The sequence below is a fragment of the Lysinibacillus sp. NPDC094177 genome (genome assembly GCF_050279145.1).
Classification (GTDB): domain Bacteria; phylum Bacillota; class Bacilli; order Bacillales_A; family Planococcaceae; genus Lysinibacillus.
Genome location: NZ_JBNNTW010000002.1, coordinates 344,803 through 362,024, shown reverse-complemented (window position 1 = coordinate 362,024; position 17,222 = coordinate 344,803). Strand labels below are relative to the sequence as shown.

The 17,222-nt window shown below is 37.4% G+C and carries 19 protein-coding genes; all 19 read right to left on the bottom strand.

Annotated features, from left to right (window positions below):
• Positions 1–6 precede the first annotated feature (6 nt).
• The 19 genes from ACQKNC_RS05265 to flgD all read right to left on the bottom strand — a co-directional run bounded on the left by ACQKNC_RS05265 (position 7) and on the right by flgD (position 17,222).
• Positions 7–453: a chemotaxis protein CheW gene (locus ACQKNC_RS05265; RefSeq protein ID WP_427423809.1), complete on the bottom strand. Its 447-nt coding sequence runs from the start codon at positions 451–453 to the stop codon at positions 7–9.
• 27 nt (positions 454–480) lie between these two features.
• Complete coding sequence (locus ACQKNC_RS05260; protein ID WP_427423808.1) at positions 481–2,907, bottom strand: chemotaxis protein CheW; 2,427 nt, start codon at positions 2,905–2,907, stop codon at positions 481–483.
• A gap of 14 nt (positions 2,908–2,921) precedes the next feature.
• Complete coding sequence (locus ACQKNC_RS05255; RefSeq protein ID WP_427423807.1) at positions 2,922–4,076, bottom strand: protein-glutamate methylesterase/protein-glutamine glutaminase; 1,155 nt, start codon at positions 4,074–4,076, stop codon at positions 2,922–2,924.
• Complete coding sequence (locus tag ACQKNC_RS05250) at positions 4,077–4,952, bottom strand: MinD/ParA family protein (protein WP_427423806.1); 876 nt, start codon at positions 4,950–4,952, stop codon at positions 4,077–4,079. It abuts the gene before it with no gap.
• Positions 4,949–6,145, bottom strand: coding sequence for a flagellar biosynthesis protein FlhF (gene flhF / locus ACQKNC_RS05245; RefSeq protein ID WP_427423805.1), 1,197 nt, complete (start codon positions 6,143–6,145; stop codon positions 4,949–4,951). Before flhF ends, ACQKNC_RS05250 begins: the two co-directional genes overlap by 4 nt.
• The gene (gene flhA / locus ACQKNC_RS05240) at positions 6,142–8,175 is read right to left on the bottom strand and encodes a flagellar biosynthesis protein FlhA (protein ID WP_427423804.1); all 2,034 of its coding nucleotides are present in this window, start codon (positions 8,173–8,175) and stop codon (positions 6,142–6,144) included. The genes flhF and flhA overlap by 4 nt, the downstream gene beginning before the upstream one ends.
• Positions 8,176–8,199: 24 nt before the next feature.
• The gene (gene flhB, locus ACQKNC_RS05235) at positions 8,200–9,288 is read right to left on the bottom strand and encodes a flagellar biosynthesis protein FlhB (protein WP_427423803.1); all 1,089 of its coding nucleotides are present in this window, start codon (positions 9,286–9,288) and stop codon (positions 8,200–8,202) included.
• Position 9,289: 1 nt separating this feature from the next.
• Entirely contained in the window at positions 9,290–10,066 is a 777-nt protein-coding gene (gene fliR, locus ACQKNC_RS05230) for a flagellar biosynthetic protein FliR (protein WP_427423802.1), read from the bottom strand.
• A gap of 4 nt (positions 10,067–10,070) precedes the next feature.
• On the bottom strand, positions 10,071–10,340 hold the full coding sequence (fliQ, locus tag ACQKNC_RS05225; protein ID WP_337991288.1) for a flagellar biosynthesis protein FliQ: 270 nt from the start codon (positions 10,338–10,340) through the stop codon (positions 10,071–10,073).
• Positions 10,341–10,353: 13 nt separating this feature from the next.
• On the bottom strand, positions 10,354–11,019 hold the full coding sequence (gene fliP, locus ACQKNC_RS05220) for a flagellar type III secretion system pore protein FliP (RefSeq protein WP_427423801.1): 666 nt from the start codon (positions 11,017–11,019) through the stop codon (positions 10,354–10,356).
• Positions 11,016–11,690, bottom strand: coding sequence for a flagellar biosynthetic protein FliO (locus ACQKNC_RS05215; protein ID WP_427423800.1), 675 nt, complete (start codon positions 11,688–11,690; stop codon positions 11,016–11,018). Before ACQKNC_RS05215 ends, fliP begins: the two co-directional genes overlap by 4 nt.
• 4 nt (positions 11,691–11,694) lie before the next feature.
• Positions 11,695–12,057, bottom strand: a complete 363-nt coding sequence (locus tag ACQKNC_RS05210) for a response regulator (protein WP_049668450.1) — start codon at positions 12,055–12,057, stop codon at positions 11,695–11,697.
• Between the two features lie 21 nt (positions 12,058–12,078).
• Complete coding sequence (fliY, locus tag ACQKNC_RS05205) at positions 12,079–13,299, bottom strand: flagellar motor switch phosphatase FliY (protein WP_427423799.1); 1,221 nt, start codon at positions 13,297–13,299, stop codon at positions 12,079–12,081.
• Positions 13,292–14,287, bottom strand: coding sequence for a flagellar motor switch protein FliM (gene fliM / locus ACQKNC_RS05200; RefSeq protein WP_427423798.1), 996 nt, complete (start codon positions 14,285–14,287; stop codon positions 13,292–13,294). Before fliM ends, fliY begins: the two co-directional genes overlap by 8 nt.
• Before the next feature lie 31 nt (positions 14,288–14,318).
• Positions 14,319–14,747, bottom strand: a complete 429-nt coding sequence (fliL, locus tag ACQKNC_RS05195) for a flagellar basal body-associated protein FliL (RefSeq protein WP_427423797.1) — start codon at positions 14,745–14,747, stop codon at positions 14,319–14,321.
• Entirely contained in the window at positions 14,737–14,958 is a 222-nt protein-coding gene (locus ACQKNC_RS05190) for a flagellar FlbD family protein (protein ID WP_427423796.1), read from the bottom strand. Before ACQKNC_RS05190 ends, fliL begins: the two co-directional genes overlap by 11 nt.
• Positions 14,959–15,108: 150 nt before the next feature.
• On the bottom strand, positions 15,109–16,077 hold the full coding sequence (locus ACQKNC_RS05185; RefSeq protein ID WP_427423795.1) for a flagellar hook-basal body complex protein: 969 nt from the start codon (positions 16,075–16,077) through the stop codon (positions 15,109–15,111).
• A gap of 77 nt (positions 16,078–16,154) precedes the next feature.
• Positions 16,155–16,526 carry a TIGR02530 family flagellar biosynthesis protein gene (locus ACQKNC_RS05180; protein ID WP_427423794.1) on the bottom strand — a complete coding sequence of 124 codons (372 nt, stop codon included), beginning with the start codon at positions 16,524–16,526 and terminating at the stop codon, positions 16,155–16,157.
• Positions 16,527–16,541: 15 nt separating this feature from the next.
• A complete protein-coding gene (gene flgD, locus ACQKNC_RS05175; RefSeq protein ID WP_427423793.1) occupies positions 16,542–17,222 on the bottom strand; it encodes a flagellar hook assembly protein FlgD in 681 nt (226 codons plus the stop codon).

Below are 17,222 nucleotides of genomic sequence, written 5' to 3'. Positions count from 1 at the left end.
CGATCCCTACTTTAGTGGATTTAGTACTTTCTCTAAATGCAATAAAATTAATAATCGTTTATCTATTTTAGCCACACCTGAAATAAACTCTTCTTCCAGTGAGCCTACTACTTCTGGCTGTGGTTCAATTGCGTTAGCTGGGATATCTAACACATCATTTGCAGAGTCTACAACGAAGCCTACTTCCATATCCTCTAATGAAATAATGATAATACGTGTTGTTTCTTCATGCTCAGAGACAGGTAATTCAAAACGTTCACGTAAATCCACAATTGGTGTTACGACACCGCGAAGGTTAATAACACCTTTTACATATTTCTCCGTTTTCGGTACACGTGTAATATGCATTAGTTTTTCAATCCCTTGTACATGTGACACTGGAATTGCATATTCTTTATCTGCTAATTGAAAAACAATTACTTTAATACTTTCTTGTTCCACTGCGTTTGTCATTGTTTACACCTCTCTTATTCATTCACCTTATTTAATAAGTGCGTTACAATCCACAATTAAGGCCACTTTCCCGTTACCTAAAATTGTTGCACCTGAAATTGCAAAGATATTCGTTAAGTAATTTCCTAATGATTTCAGAACAATTTCTTGTTGGCCAATGAATGAATCTACAACTAAACCAGCAAGCTTCTCACCTTTTCGAACGATGACCACTGAATGGAATTCGTCATCCTGTGGTTCTTTGCGAGGTACCTCAAAGATTTCTTCTAAGAATACTAGTGGTACTACTTTGCCACGGAAGTCGATTACTTTTTGATTATGCGCATTCATTATTTCTGATGAACGGATAATTGAAGTTTCAATAATTGATGAAAGTGGAATTGCATAAATCTCTTTTTCGATTTCTACTAACATTACAGAAATAATCGATAATGTCAGTGGTAATTGAATCGAGAATACTGAGCCTACATCTTGTGTAGATTCAATTGAAATATTTCCACCCAATGATTCTATTGTTGTTTTAACAACGTCTAATCCAACGCCTCGTCCAGATACGTCAGAAATAACATCTGCCGTCGAGAACCCAGAAGCTAAAATAAGTTCATTGATTTGCTTATCTGACATTGAATATGATTGTTCCTGAGTAACAATACCTTTAGAAATAGCTTTCGCTAGTACTTTTTCACGGTTAATACCAGCTCCATCATCTTCAATTTCAATAAAGACATAGTTACCACTGTGATAAGCACGTAGTACAACTGTTCCTTCTTCCGGCTTACCTTTTGCAAGACGAGCTGTAGGATTTTCAATACCGTGGTCAACAGAATTACGAATTAAATGAACAAGTGGATCCCCAATTTCATCAATTACTGTACGATCTAATTCTGTTTCAGCACCAATAATTTCAAGGTTAATTTTCTTGTTTAAATCACGAGATAACTGACGAATCATTTTCGGGAAGCGATTGAATACTGTTTCTACAGGAACCATACGCATTGTTAAAATAATTGTTTGTAAGTCACCCATGACGCGGCTCATGCGCTCTACTGTTTCGTTTAACTCTCCATGGTTAACCTCAGTTGAAATAGACTGTAGTCGTCCTCGATCTATAACAAGCTCTTCAAATAAGTTCATTAATATATCAAGTCGCTCGATATTAACACGAATTGTTTTATTACCAACAGGAGCATGGCTTTTATCAGCCTTGGCAGGAGCTGCTTCTTTTTCAGGTTTAGGTGCTGCAGTATTTTTTTCAGGTACTGTAACAGGTTTAGCCTCCGACTCTATCGTTGCTGTTGCTGTTGCTGTTGCTGTTGCTGTTGCTGCTACTTCTTGAATTGCTTGTTCTTTTTCACTAAATTGCTTTTGTTCGATAGCTGTAACAATCACTTCTTCGACTTCTGAAACTTTCATAATCTTTTTCTGCATATCCTCAGCAGATTCTTTTGTTACGAAAGCTACGTAAAATTGTTGATCGAACTGTTCGTCTTCAAGCTTTTCTACAGATGGACTTGATTTAATAACATCCCCATCTTTTTCTAATATTTCAAACACCATGAATACACGCGCGGCTTTTAACAGACAGTCCTCACGTAATTTCACTGAAATTTCGAATGCATTGAAACCTTGTTCAGCAGATTGTGAAATAACTGTTTGTTCAAAGCCGTCATACTCTAACACACTTGCTACAGCAGTAGCTGGTTTCCCAATAGTTGCGACAACTACTTCTTCAACTTCTGAAACTTTCATAATCTTGTTCTTCATATCTTCAGCAGATTCTTTTGTTACGATAGCTACGTAAAATTGTTGATCGAACTGTTCGTCTTCAAGCTTTTCTACAGATGGACTTGATTTAATAACTTCCCCATCTTTTTCTAATATTTCAAACACCATGAATACACGCGCGGCTTTTAACAGACAGTCCTCACGTAATTTCACTGAAATTTCGAATGCATTGAAACCTTGTTCAGCAGATTGTGAAATAACTGTTTGTTCAAAGCCGTCATACTCTAACATACTTGCTACAGCAGTAACTGGTGTCTCAGTAGTTGCTACTACTTCAGGAATCGCATACTCACCTAATTCAATACGCTTTAATTGAGCAACAGTTGAAGTTACATCACGTTTTCCATCTCCGCCATTTGCAATGTCCATCACCATTTCTTCTAGATGGTCAACAGACTCGAAGACAACATCTAAAATTTCAGGAGATACATGGATTTTCTCATTTCGGATCGCATCCAACACATTTTCCATTTTATGAGTTAAATCTGCTAAATCTTCAAAGCCCATTGTCGCAGACATACCTTTTAATGTATGTGCTGAGCGGAAAATTTCTCCGACAATCGCCAAATCGTCTGGATTTTTTTCTAGTTCTAATAAATGTTCACTACACGCTTGTAAATGGTCTTTACTTTCTTCGATAAACATCTCTAAATATTGATTGACTTCCATAAGAGGACACCCCTTTAAGGCAAATATTTCATTATTGTTTGTGCAATATCATCTACATCTGCTACTTCATCGACAAGCTGGGTTTCCACTGCTGCTTTCGGCATACCATACACTATACAAGTTTCAGCTGACTCAGCGATTGCAATCACATTACCAGTACTTTTTAGTGCTTTTAGTCCGTTTGTGCCATCATGGCCCATACCTGTCATAATAACTGCCACTTTATCAAAATCTTTAAATTGGCTCACATCTTCAAACATCACATCTACAGAAGGGCGATGTCCAGATCTAGGTGGTTCATTATTATCAAGGACAATGCCAAAGGAGGTACCTACTTTCCTAAGTTTTACATGATACCCACCAGGTGCAATATACGCCACTCCGTTTTGAAGAATATCTCCTTGCTCAGCTTCCTTTACGGTAATCTCACTCAATTGATCCAGACGAGAAGCAAGAGATTTTGTAAATCCTGCTGGCATATGCTGGACAATTAAAATTGGTGCTTGAATTGATTTTGGGATTTTTGTAATTACTTCTTGTAAGGCTCTTGGTCCTCCAGTAGAAGTCCCAATCAGTACAATTTTTCGACCTACTTTACTCCATTCCACATGTGGCTTTGATAGTTCTACCTTTGTCGGAAAGACATTGACAGGAGTAGCCACCCTGCTTTCACTAAGTGATTCTCTTCTAATTGTACTCACTTTTAATGCCTGTTCTTGTTGTCTTTTACTACCAGAAGGTTTCTTTAATTTTGAAATAGGTACCAATGATGCTTGTTCAACCTTGTGGACAAGTTCGGTTTGGATTTTATGTAAATCAAGAGAAATTGTTCCGCTCGGCTTCGCGACAAAATCTACTGCCCCAAGTTCAATTGCTGATAAGGCATTTTCTGCTCCTCGTTGAGTTGTACTAGAGAGCATAACAACAGGTACTGGACATATAGTCATAATTTCTTTTAAAGCATCAAGCCCATTCATTTCAGGCATCTCAATATCCATTGTCACAACTGTTGGCTGCAATGTTTGAATCTTTTTTATCGCATCTTTCCCATTTCGTGCTGTTCCAACTACTTCAACCTTCGAGTTGCCAACAAAAAAGTCACTAATTAGCTTTCTCATAAAAGCAGAATCATCAACAACTAATAGCTTGCTTTTATGTAAAAAGTCCAATTAATCACGTCCTTTCGAAAAAATACTTCTTAATTTAGTTAAGAATTTACCCGCTGACTGGTCATGTGCATGAACTTCCTCCGCACGGTGTTCCATAAAACGCGCCACTATAAGTTGAAGTGTCTTTGAAATAAGTGCGTCTGGATAAGCAAGTGAAAATGGTACTTGCTCACGCACAGCCTTACGCACAACAGAATCTTCAGGTAATGAGCCTAATATCGTAACCTCTTTGTCCAAAAAACGTTTCATCGTAAGCTTGAGTCGTTCATTGGTTTCCATTCCTTCTTCTTTACTATAAGCTCGGTTACAAAGTATATAAAATTGCTTGTCCGCATCTCGCATATGAATATATTTCATCATTGAATATGCATCTGTTATAGAAGTTGGCTCTGCTGTTGATAAAACAATGATTTCATCAATAGAGGTTAGTAAATCTAGTGACCAGTTAGTAGCTCCTGCTCCCATATCAAATAAGATGTAATCAAAGCTTTTTTGAAGCTGCTCAAATGCTTGAATGAGTCGTTCAAACATTACCTCTGACCATTCTAAGACACCCGACATACCGGATCCCCCTGCAATATACTTTAAATCGTAAGGTCCTTCAAATATTACTTCATCCAGTAACTTATTTCCTTCCAAGTAATCTTTTAAACTATAAGAAACATTTTTTCCAATTAAAATATTGATATTGCCCATGCCAATATCCATATCAACAATTACAACTTTTTTCCCTTTATTGGCTAATGTAGTTGCAAAATTCATTGAGAAGTTACTTTTACCGACCCCGCCTTTGCCACTTACAACCGCTATAGCCCTACCTAATTCGCCCTGCTGTTTCAACATTTTCAAGCGTAATGCTTCAGCTTGGTCTCTCATTTTTCTTCACCTTGGAAAAATAAATTTAGTACTACTTCTAGATCAGCTTCCTCAATATCCTCTGGTACTTCTTGACCATCTGTATAGTAAGCAAGTCCTTTATTATATTTAATCATTAAATTGATCATTGTGCCAATAGAATTTGTTTCATCAATCTTTGTAAAAATGAATTTTTCAATTGGTAATTGCTTAAATTGCTCCACAATGTTTGCCATATCCTTTTCTTTCGTTGTCATAGCAAGTACTAAAAAGGACTCTGCTTGATCATCAAATTTTATGAGGCGCTGTAAATCGTCTACATATTTTACCTCTTTATAATTGCGGCCTGCTGTATCTATAAACACTAAATCTAAATGGGCCAATCTTTGGATTGCTTGTTCAAAATCTGTTGCATTATAGGCAATTTCGACAGGAGCCTGCAATAGTCCTGCATACGTTTTTAATTGCTCAATTGCGGCAATTCGGTAAGTATCCGTCGTAATAAATCCTATTTTTTTCTTTTTTTCTAAAACTGCTCTAGCTGCCATTTTAGCAATTGTCGTAGTTTTTCCGACACCCGTTGGCCCTAAAACATTAATGTATTTTTTTTCATAGGATATTCCCCCAACTGGGAGATCCTCTAGCTCTTTGCGCAATAAATTTTTGGTAATCATCTTACATTGAGAAAAATTGATTTCTGACGCTTCTCTGAAATGCGTAAAAAGCTCATCACCAACCGTTGTGATGAGCTCCTCACTTAGCTCCTGCTGTCTTAAGTATTCAATGAAGGGTAAGAGTTCATCAGGATATTGATCTCGGATAGTCTTCTTATGCATGGAATGCATTAAAGATTTTAAATCTGCAATTTCCTTCATCAAATCTTCAGAAATGCCAGTTTCCTCGTGTAAGGGCGCATCATTCTGTGGCTGTACTTGGTGTATTTTAGCTTGCACAGCATTCGTAATCTCTTGTAACCTTGCATTTTCTTTTTTAGGTGTTGTTATATGTGAAGCTGCGGGTGCTGGAGCCACATTACTTGGCTCCATTGAATCAATCCCTGCAACAACCTCAAAACTTTTCTTTTTAATGATTCCAAAAAATTTTTTTGTAATTACTACTTTTGAATTCAAAATGACAGCGTCCTCACCTAATTCAGCACGAACAAGCTTCATCGCTTCTGGTATGGAGGATGCATAATATTTTTTCATTTTCATTCAACACTCACCACCCCAACACTTTGAATTTCAACCGTAGCGTCAAGTTCATTGTATGATAGAACTGGAATTTGCGGGAAATAACGCTCCGTTAGTTGGCGTAAATATATACGAACTGCTGGAGAGCATAAGATAATAGCAGATTGTTCCATAAAGGAAACGCGTTCTACTTCTGCAGCAATGGTCTCCAAGATCGTTTGAGAATCTTGTGGGTCCATCGCTAAGTAATTTCCGTGATCAGTTTGTTGAATACTATCAGCAATCATTTTCTCAACTCTACCCGAAACAGTTATAACTTTCAACGATGAGTTATCCCCTACATATTGAGATGTGATCTGGCGCGCCAATGCTTGACGGACATACTCAGTTAATATATCGGTATCGCTCGTTAATTTTGCATAGTCTGCTAGCGTCTCAAAAATAATTGGTAGGTTTCTAACTGAAACATTTTCTCGTAAAAGTTTACCCAGTACTTTTTGAATTTCTCCTGTTGATAACGGTGTAGGTGTCAATTCTTCTACTAAAATTGGATGCGTTTCGCGTAAATGATCGATTAACTGCTTCGTCTCTTGACGACCAAGTAATTCATAAGCATTCGCACGAATCATTTCCGTTAAGTGAGTTGACACGACGCTCGGTGGGTCAACAACTGTGTAACCGAACATTTCGGCATCCTCTTTAACTTGCTCAGTAATCCACTTTGCAGGTAGGCCAAATGATGGTTCAACTGTGTCAATACCTTCGATAGAATCATCATCACCTGGACTCATTGCTAAATAATGATCAAGTAGAAGTTCACCTCGTGCCATTTCGTTACCCTTTATTTTAATTCGATATTCATTTGGTTGTAACTGAATATTATCTCGAATACGGACAACAGGAATGACAATCCCTAATTCTAATGCTAACTGACGACGTATCATAATGACTCGATCTAATAAATCGCCGCCTTGAGCAGCATCTACTAACGGTATTAAACCATAGCCAAATTCAAACTCAATTGGGTCCACATTTAATAAATTCACAACATTTTCAGGGCTCTTCATGCCATCTGTTGCCACTTCTTCCTCAATTTCAAGTAATTCGTCTTCATCCTCTGGTTTCTTACGATCCATCATATAAGCACCAGTAATTAGTGCAATACCAATTGGAAGTGTAATCCAATTAGGTATTGGCGTAAATAATCCTAGTAAAACAATTGTTCCACCTGCTACATAAAGCAGTTTCGCTTGGGCAAAAAGCTGCCCTGTAATATCTTCGCCAAGACTTCCCTTAGAAGATGCACGTGTTACGACAATCCCTGTCGCTGTAGAGATAAGTAGCGCAGGAATTTGTGAGACAATACCATCCCCAACAGTTAACTTAGAAAAATGATTTGCTGCATCTGCAAATGAAAGACCCATCTGCGCAACACCGATGATGATACCAAATAATAAGTTGATAATAACCATGACCATTGAGGCAATGGCATCCCCTTTTACGAATTTTGTGGCACCATCCATCGCTCCATAAAAGTCCGCTTCGCCCGATACTTTATCTCGTCGCTCACGTGCTTCCCGCTCAGAAATAACTCCTGCATTTAAGTCAGCATCAATACTCATTTGTTTACCTGGCATCGCATCTAGTGTGAAACGTGCTGCTACTTCTGCTACACGCTCCGCTCCTTTTGTAATAACGATAAACTGAATTAACACAAGAATTAAGAATATAACTAAACCGACTAGTACATTTCCGCCGACTACAAAATCACCAAACGTTTCAACTACAGCACCAGCATCACCATTTGCTAAAATGGCACGTGTTGTTGATACGCCTAGTCCTAGTCGGAACAGAGTTAACAATAATATAACTGAGGGAAAAATAGAAAAATCTAACGCTTCCTTCATACTCATTGCTGTTAAAAGTACTATTAATCCTAATGTAATATTAATGACGATTAAGAAACTTAACATCCACGGAGGAAGAGGAATGACGAGCATCGCAACGATTAAAATAACCGCACCTAAAACCCCTATATCGCGAACTTTCATTTGTGTCCCTCCTACTTAAAAGCTTTAAATTTTCCGCTTAATTCGATAAACATAAGCAAGTACTTCTGCTATTGCTTTGAAAAACTCTTCTGGTACTTGATCGCCGATTTCTACTTGATCATACATTGCTCGTGCTAGTGGTCTATTTTCAACCATAATCACATCATGTTCTTTCGCAATCAGCTTAATTTTTTGAGCGATAAAGTCTGTACCCTTAGCAACGATGCGTGGGGCATCCATATTTTCCTCATCATACTTGAGGGCAATCGCATAGTGAGTTGGGTTTGTTATGACAACATCTGCGCTTGGAATCTCTGACATCATTCGACGCATCGCCATTTCGCGTTGGCGTTGTTTGATTTTCGATTTTATCAGCGGATCTCCCTCACTATTTTTATATTCATCTTTAATATCTTGCTTAGACATTTTAAGATTTTTTTCGTAATCATGTTTTTGATACATCCAGTCTAAAAAGGATATACAAAGTAAAACGAGGGAAGCCGCAATTCCCATCATACCAACAAGCTTACCTACTGTAATAAGAGTCACCCATGGGCTTTTAAAGGATAACGCCAAAACCTCTGGCAAATTTGTCCAAACTATAATAGTCGTAACGCCACCGATGAATCCAATTTTTAATACTGACTTTAAAAGCTCTATAATGGCTTTAACAGAAAATATTTTTTTTAACCCTTTTATTGGGTCCATCTTTTTCAAATCAAACTTCATCGGCTCCATTGTAAATAGAAAGCCAAATTGTATGAAGTTACCTGCCAATGCTCCAACAAAGGCAATTCCCATAATTGGACCAACGATAAAAGCCATTTGCACTAATGTTTCTGTAAATAGGTGCATCACACTATCGATTGTTAGTGTTTCTATACGTATGTTATTAATAAAAGTTTGCCTAAAAAAAGCTAAAACATCGTCTCGCAGTGAACCAGCAAAGAAGAATAAAAAGATAAATACCATGAGCATGACAATCGCACTGGAAATATCCTGACTTTTGACAACCTGCCCTTTTTTTCGAGCATCTTGTCGTTTTTTAGGCGTCGCTCTTTCCGTTTTTTCTCCCGCAAAATACTGTAAATCTAGATCCAGCAGTAGCAACATTTTACCCACCACCTAAAATAGCCATTAAATCACGCATAGCATAAATCATAATTGTAATAAGCTTTTGAATAACTTGAACCATTACAGCCATCATTGTGAATAACACTAGAAAACTAACACCGATTTTAATAGGAAAACCAACAACAAAAATATTTAATTGTGGTACCGTTTTCGCTGTGATTCCTAGCGCCAAGTCGACTAAAAATAAAGTTGCTACGACAGGAGCAGCCATTTGAAAGGCAATAGCAAAAACTGCCGTAAATGTTTTGATAATAAACTCTATATAATTGTCATTTGCGAAATTAGGAAATCCTTGATCCATCGGTAAGAATTGATAACTATAATAAATTCCATCGAGAATCATATGATGTCCATTTATAGCTAGTAGAAAAAGTATTGCTAGCATATTAAAAAATTGTCCTATCAATGGACTTTGTGCACCTGTTTGCGGGTCAATAATATTGGCAATGGCAAAACCCATTTGAAAATCTATAAAGCTTCCGGCAATCTGAACTGCCGACATGATGATATAGGCTACTAGACCGAGTAACAGTCCAACGAGCGCCTCTTTCATCACTAAAAGTATGTAATCACCATTAAATGCAAATGGCTCGACGTCAATTGTGTAATACATCATCCAAGCTAAAACTAATGCGAGAGTTATTTTGACTTGTGGTGGTATCGTTCTATACGAGAAAAAAGGCACAGTGACAAAAAATGCCGATACGCGCACAAGTACTAATAAGAAAACCGTAAAATGCGGGATTAATTCATTCATCTACTCACCCTATATAACGCGTTAAATTCTCAAAAATGTCTCTCGCATAGCTAGTCACTTGTGATAACATCCATGGACCGAAAAATACGATAGCAGCTAATACAGCGATGATTTTTGGAACGAATGCTAAAGTTTGCTCTTGAATCGATGTTGTTGCCTGAAAAATACTTACCGCTAAACCAGTGATTAAAGCAACTAATAGTAGCGGACCGCTTGTTAGAAGGATAATCATAATGGCACGCTCTGCAATTGAAATTACCAATTCACCTGTCATACTGTATCATCCCCTAAAAACTTTGTAGTAATGATTTCATCACAAGATACCAACCATCAACGAGTACAAATAATAAAATCTTAAACGGCAATGAAATCATAACCGGTGGTAACATCATCATCCCCATCGACATTAGAGTACTTGCTACAATCATGTCGATTACTAGGAATGGAATAAAAATCATAAAGCCAATTTGAAACGCTGTTTTAATCTCACTCAATGCGAAAGCAGGTACTAACATTGTAAGGGGAATTTCTTCTACAGACGCTGGCTTTTCTGCCTTATTATACTTTAAAAATAAATCAAGATCCTTTTGCCTTGTTTGCTTACTCATAAACTCTTTAAACGGCACACTGGCACGATCATACGCTTCTTCAATTCCGATTTTCTCAGAAAATAATGGCTGCAATGCCTCTTTATTGACCTCTTGAAATGTTGGCGCCATGATAAAGAAAGTTAAAAACAAAGAAAGACCTACAATGACCTGGTTCGGTGGCATTTGCTGTGTCGCCAACGCGGTACGAACAAACGAAAGCACTATAACAATTCGTGTAAACGATGTCATCAAAATTAAAATACTCGGTGCCAGTGATAGAACTGTTAACAACAGAAGAAGCTTTACAGCGCTAGAGACATTTGTCGGATCGCTGTTGGAAAAAACACTGATTACATCATTCATTTATCATCATTCTCCTTTTGCTTCCATTTCTCCAGTTCCTCACTGCGCTCCTGTTTAATTTCGGAAATTTTTTTTTCAAATAGCTCACCAAAAGAGTTTTGTTTTTGCTGTGTTGGTGAACTCTTACTATTTTTTCTCTTAAACTTAGAAAATACTTCTGCAATATACGGTGATGTTGCTGCAAGATCTTGTCGTTCATTATAAAGTGCTAAAAGTGTTGCAATTTCATCAGGATCAGTAATTTCACGTAACAGCTGGACATTCTCACCGACACCAACTAAATATAGTGTTTTACCTACTTGTAATAGTTGTACTGACTTTTGAGCACCTAACGATAAACCGCCTAAATTTTGTACTAATTGATTACGTTGAAAGTTTAAATTCCTTTTATTTAAAAACTTCATTAATCCATAAAATAAAACTACAACAAAAATAAGCGCCAAAACCATTTTTATGTATTCCCATGCAGATATGTCTCCAGCTGCTTGCAGATTTGAATCTTGCTTAGCAGCTGGAGTATTATCTTCATTACAATCTCCTTTATTAATGCAGTCGTTTACACTATTCGTATCAGAGGCTGCATACACAGAAGTCGCTGTAGGGTACAAAAACAGGAAGGATACAAGAAATGCGAAAATCATCGTTAGACGAAATGATTTTAACATTTTCATTCGATCATCCTAGAGCTTTTTGAATCGCTTCAATTACACGATCAGCTTGGAAAGGTTTAACAATAAAGTCTTTCGCACCAGCTTGAATTGCATCGATTACCATTGCTTGTTGTCCCATTGCTGAACACATAATTACAGTTGCATTTGGATCTGAACCCTTAATTGCTTTAAGAGCAGCAATACCGTCCATTTCTGGCATTGTTATATCCATTGTTACTAAATCTGGTTTTAATTCGTTGTACTTTTCAACAGCCTGTAAACCATCAGCTGCCTCCCCTACAACTTCAAACCCATTTTTCGATAAAATATCCTTGATCATCATGCGCATGAATGCAGCATCATCTACAATCAAAATTCTTTTAGACATGGTTAACTCCTCCAATTGAAACTATCTTAAATTATTTAAACGCTCTGCTTGACTTAAAACATCTGTAATGCGGACACCGAAGTTTTCATCGATAACAACGACTTCACCTTTAGCGATTAAACGGCTATTAACTAAAATATCAACTGGTTCACCAGCTAATTTATCTAGTTCAATAATCGAACCACTTGATAGTTCTAATATCTCTTTAACAGAACGCTTTGTACGTCCTAACTCTACAGTAACTTGCAATGGAATATCAAGTAGCATATTTAAATTTCTAGCTTCAGATTGCGAGATAACATTTGGATCAAAACTAGCAAACTGTGCTTGTTGAACATTGACCGGTTGAATTGGTCTTGTTGCTTGAGGAATCTGTTGTTGCTCTTGATACATTGGTTGCTGCACAGGCATAGCCTGCTGATTATATACTGGTTGAGCAGGCGGTGGTGTTACCGGTGCTTGTGTTTGTACAGGCGGCGGTGCTACTGGCGCTTCAGGTGCTATTGTTGCAGCCACAGGTTCCTCGATTGATTCTGTTTCTCCTAATAGAGATTTTACAATGTTTTGACTAAATTTCAGCGGTAATAATTGCATTAGGTTGGAATCAATTAAATTACCAATTCTCAATCTGAAGGATACTTTTACAAGTAAATCATCTTCAGGAATATTTTCTCGCCCTTCATTTTGAGAAATATTCATTAAATCAATAGTCGGTGGAGAAATATCCACTTTTTTGTTAAATACTGTCGACATTGAAGTAGCCGCAGAACCCATCATTTGATTCATAGCTTCTTGAACAGCACTTAGCTGAATTTCACCTAAGTCAGGTTTCGGATTTAAGCCATCTCCACCTAACATTAAATCAGCAATAATCGCTGCATCGGATTGTTTAATAACAAGTAAATTCATACCTGTTAACCCAATTGTATATTCAACCTGCACGGCAACATAAGGATGAGGAAATTCCTCTTCTAATTTATTACGGTTAATCATTGAAATACTTGGGGTAGTAATATCTACTTTTTGACCTAATAACGCTGAAAGGGCAGTAGCAGAGCTACCAAAAGAAATATTACCTACCTCACCTAATGCATCTTGGGCAAAGGAATCTAGGTAATCCTCTACTCGTATATCATTCATATCCTCATTTGTAGAAGCTTCAGTGCCGCTGTTTTTATCTTCCAACGTTTCGCCCCTTAATAACGCTTCAATTTCTTCTTGGGAGAGCATTTCATCACTCATCTTCGTCTCCTCCTTTCAAAGGGTCGATAATCTGGATTGCTAATTTTTTGCCTTTCTTTCCTGGTTGAACTGTAAATTTCGGTAAAGTTCCTACTTTTAATAGTAGTGGATCTTCAATTTTTTGTCCTAATTGAATGACATCCCCAATTTGCATTGTGAGGAAATCCTCAATGGTAATGTCTGTAATACCTAGTTCAACGGTAAGAGGTAATTGTGCTTGTTTCACACGTGTTTCAAGCATTTTTGTTTGCTCTGGAGACATCTCTTTTGTATTTGTCTGCATCCAGTAACGAACAGAAAGATTTGGAACAATTGGCTCCAATACAACATGCGGAATACAAATATTAATCATACCGCTTGTCTCACCGATTATCGTATTTAAAGAAATAACGACAACCGTTTCATTTGGTGAAATCATTTGTAAAAATTGAGGGTTGACCTCAAGCTCTACTAAAATTGGATCAATTTCCGCAACATTTTCCCATGCCTCGCGTAAATTGTCGAATGAACGTTCAAAAAGGTTTGTCATAATTTTAGTTTCAATTTCTGTTAAGTTATCCACATTACTATGACTCGCCCCACTACCGCCCATTAAACGATCTAACATCGAGTAGGCAATGTTCGGGTTTATTTCCATCAATATATTACCATCTAATGGCGGCACTTCAAACACATTAATGAGTGTCATATTCGGAATCGAACGTACAAACTCTTCAAATGGTATTTGGTCCACTGATGCAACAGTAATCTGCACATAGCTTCTCAGCTGTGCAGAAAAGAAGGTTGTCAGTAATCGTGCAAAATTTTCATGTATTCGGGTCAAACTTCGGATTTGATCTTTTGAGAAACGCAGCGCTCGTTTAAAGTCATACACTTTAACCTTGCGTCCCTCGTCCTCTTTTTTTATGTCATCAGCTGACATTTCCCCAGTTGATATTGCGGAAAGCAGCGCATCTATCTCTGATTGAGATAACACATCTCCTGCCATTTGCCCACCTCCGTTTCAAGCAGTTTCTTTATTATTGGGTGATGAAGGAGGTAAAATAAATTTCCTGAACTTCTCCCTCTTGCATCAATTCATTTAATCGTGTTTTTAATGATTTTTGGAAAATTTGTTTACCTTGTTTACCTTCTAAATCTTTTTGCTCCATCTCAGAAAGCTCTTGGATAACAATGTTTTTCACTTGGAAATCACGCTTCGTTAACTCAGCAGCAGCATCTTTATTTGTTGTTTGAATTTTTAACGACATGCGTACAATTTTGTTATCAGCTAGATTTGTAGTAATTTCTGGAACTTCTACTGAAGATGCTACAATTTCATCAATGGTTGGCTCAAGAGAACCTGCTGGCTTATTAAATTGAGTAAACAATACAAAGCAAATAACCCCGATAAGTATGATTGCTACTAGTACGATGATAATCATCGTTAACATTTTGTTATTCTTCATTTTCTTCACCTCGTAGATGCGGGTTTGATAGTATTTGTATATTTTTATAAAAGGCTGTTACCTTTTGTCGCACCTCATCTTCACTCTGTAAAACAATGATTTTGGTTCCAGTCGTTAATGTTATAGTCGTATCTGGAAAAGATTCGACCGTTTCTATGTATAAAGCATTTAATGTAAATGCTTTGCCATTTAGACGTGTTAGTTCAATCATTGAAATAGGGCCGGGTCTAGCAAGAGAGCCGGCCCGACCCTCCCTCATATGAAATTATGTTTTTAGTTTTGAGCACTTTGTAATCTTAACCGGTATTTCTTTACCTACATATTAAGTATATATCTCATACTAAAATCTACTTATTCAAATCTAGCGTTTTAAATTAACAAGCTCTTGAAGAATTTCATCAGAAGTTGTGATAATACGTGTATTTGCTTGGAAACCACGTTGCGCCACAATCATCTCAGTAAATTCTTCTGATAAGTCAACGTTAGACATTTCTACCTTTCCTGGAGCAATACTACCCATACCTGCCACAGTACCTACTTGTGCATACGCTACGCCTGAGTTTGTTGTTTGTTGATAGTAATTGCCGCCAACTTTAGCAAGACCACCAGCATTCGGGAATTTAGCCATTATCAATTGTCCAGCCCACTGTAGATCACCATTTAAATCTGTATAAGTAACCGTACCATCAGCTCCAATGTTTACTTGTTTAGCTGTTGGCGGAATACGAATAGGTCCTACAGTACCTTCAGCAGGTGTTAATTCCCCTTGATCATCAAATAAATTAGCACCTTCATCACCAGATGCTTTTGGTCCATCTGCCGCTAAAATACCTGTATCATCCTTCTCGATAACAATATCTGAGCCAGCAGTTGTACCAACTAAATATTTCCCATCGCCATTTACTAAGTAGCCATTGTTATCCATGTAGAAAATACCGTTACGAGTAAATAATGTGTTATTGAAACCTTCTTCACCAATAAAACCGGTAGTTTCGTCTGGAGCGCCATTAGCATCAGCAACCATAAAGAAGCCTTCACCTTCAATACCTAAATCTAATCCACGTCCTGTTTGCTGTAAGGATCCGCCACCATGGATAGTATCGATAGTAGCTAATTGTGAACCTAAACCTACTTGTTGTGGGTTTACACCTCCACGCGTCGCAGTAGACCCAGATGCACCTGCTTGTGTTTGAGACATTAAATCTTTAAAATTAACACGCCCCTTTTTAAAACCAACTGTATTAACGTTAGCAATATTATTACCAATAACGTCTAGCTTTGTTTGGAAGTTTTTAAGACCTGAAATACCTGAATACATAGAACGTAACATAATGTCGTTCTCCCTTCATTTAAATTGTGTGCCTCTATCAATCAGCACACATAGGCTTCCTTTCAAAGGTCCAGCCCTTATAGCACTATTGTGCCGTCAATATTTGTAAATATTTGTTGTTTTGCTTCCGTGCGGTCCATTGCTGTAATGACAGTTGCGTTTTTAGCACTGACAATTAGAGCTGCTTGATCCATCAAGACTAATGGTTGTTTGACACCTTTTGAGTGCGCTTCAAATACCTTGTCCGATACAGCCTGCCATTCTTGTTCAGAAATCGCTATCTTACGCTCGATAATACGTTCATGTGCATGCTTGCTCACTTTTAATTCTTGTTGACTGGTAGCCTCTTGTAAATGAGCTTTAAACGATTGCTGTGAGTTTATTGGCTTAGGTTGTGTCTGGCGAATAGATGGATGCAATGGTACACGATGAATTGAAAACTTATCCATCATTCTTCTCCACCTTTATTCGCTTATTACAGTAAAATCTTTATCTGTTAATTTTTTGTCATTATCTAATACATAATAAATAAGGCCATCTTTATTCGTTACAGAAACGATTTTTCCTTGCAGTTCTTGTTCGCCATCCTTATACGTAACATTTTTACCAATTAGTTTGCTTGCTTGTGCAAGTGAAGATTCTGGTACTACATTATCACTTGAACCGCCTAATATAGCTGAGATATTACCAGGAGTTAATTCCTTACCATCGGTTAGTACAAACACCGCATTACCGTCGACAAACTTCACCGATTTAATTGTGCCTGTCCCCTCATTAATAACAGGTTTGCCTTCTTCATCTTTCTTATCTGTTACCTCATGCCATTGTACTTCCTTACCAACAAATGTTGAATAACTCATAAGCTGCGTTTGTTGCTGTGAGGCAAGTAATGATTCCATCGCTTTTGTCATATTTTGCATTTGCTCTAAAGAAGAGAATTGTGCCATTTGAGAAATGAATTCACGGTCGTCCATAGGATTTGTTGGATCTTGGTGTTGTAATTGAGTAATTAATAATTTTAGAAATGCATCCTTTCCAAGATCACTATTACCCGTTTGCTTCGTTGGCTTCTTATAGTTGGAATAATAAAAGTCATCTGTTACATTTGCATTTACTGGTTTTGTATTAGTCGTTGCATCTGCCAT